The 1439-nt window shown below is 75.7% G+C and carries 1 protein-coding gene and 1 pseudogene; one reads left to right on the forward strand and one right to left on the reverse strand.

Going from position 1 to position 1439, the window contains the following annotated elements:
* Positions 1-885, forward strand: an 885-nt coding sequence (locus ACOV8S_RS07670) for a PP2C family protein-serine/threonine phosphatase (RefSeq protein WP_448316888.1), incomplete at its 5' end; no start/stop codon positions are given.
* 239 nt (positions 886-1124) lie between these two features.
* On the opposite strand, the pseudogene ACOV8S_RS07675 reads toward ACOV8S_RS07670, so the two are convergent.
* A pseudogene (locus ACOV8S_RS07675) lies at positions 1125-1439 on the reverse strand (hypothetical protein); the annotation flags it as partial.

Here is a 1439-nt window from a genome sequence, read left to right on the forward strand (position 1 = left end):
GTGGTGGCCGCCCTCCAGGCCCGCCGTGAGGTGCTGGGCGCGATCACCCTCGCCCGTACCACCCCCCACCGGCCGTTCACCGAGGCCGACCTCGCCTTCGTCGACGACCTGGCGCACGGCATCGCGGTCGGCCTGGACAACACCCGCCTCTACGAGGAGACCCGCGGCATCGCCGAGCAGCTGCAGCGCTCGCTGCTGCCGGTCCTGCCCGAGCTGCCCCACCTGGAGGTCGCCGCCCGCTACGTCCCGTCGTCCGTCACCGCGGAGGTCGGCGGCGACTGGTACGACTGCTTCGTGCTGCCCCGCGGCGACCTCGCGGTGACCATCGGCGACGTCGCCGGGCACGACCTGGCGGCGGCCGTCGCCATGAGCCAGCTGCGCTCCATGCTCCGGGGCATCGCCGTCGACCGGGAGGAGCCGCCCGGCGAGGTGGTGCGACGCCTGGACATCGCCAACCACACCCTCTACCGGGAGGCGACCGCGACCTGCGTGTACGGGCTGGTCCGCGGGCCCGAGCAGGGGCCGTGGGAGTTCGTCCACTCGGCGGCAGGTCACCTGCCCCCGCTGGTCACCACCGAGGACGGCGAGACCCGCTACCTGGAGGAGGGCACCGGTCTGATGCTGGGCACCGGCTTCGACATGCCGCGTCCGGCCACGGCCGTGGCGCTGCCTCCCCGGGCCACCGTGCTGCTCTACACCGACGGACTCGTCGAACGCCGGGACGAGGGACTGGAACAGTCCCTGGCGCGGCTGCGCCGGCACACGGCCGACCTGGCGCGCGAACCGCTGGACGTGTTCCTGGACGAGCTGCTGATCCGGCTCGGCGCGGACGGGGCGGACGACATCGCCCTGCTGGCCCTGCGCCCCGTCCTGCCGGAGCGCTGAGACCGCGTCCCACCGCGGCTTTCCGGCCGGGCCGGGGACACCGGCCACCTCGCCGATGCCGTGCCCCGCCCGCGAGGCCCACGCTGCCGCCATGGGTACTCCTCGCTCGGCGGGCGCGTACGCCCGTTCCACGGCGCTCAGGCCCCTGACGGCCCTGACCGCCCTCGTCACCGACCGGCGTGCGTCGCCCGCGTTCCTTGCAGGCGGCGCGGCGCACGCCTCCGGAGGCGGGACCGGGCTCAGCGGTCGGTACGGGCGGGCTCGATCAGCGCCTCCGCGCCGAGCACGGTGAACCCGGCGGCCAGGAAGGCGCGCAGCGAACGGGCGTTGCCGGGCGCGACCGCGGCGAACACCGGCGTGTTGACCGGCACCAGGGTGAGCGCGTCGGCCAGCAGGGACCGGCCGTGGCCGCGCGAGTGCTCAGCTGCCGGGGAGAGTTCGACGCTCAGCTCGGTGCGCCCCGCCGGCCCCTCCGCCAGGGTGACCAGACCCCGCTCGTCGCCGAACACGAGCACACCGCGCCGCAGCCCGCGGGCGTGCCGCACCCGGGGATG

This window comes from Streptomyces sp. CO7 (genome assembly GCF_053474865.1).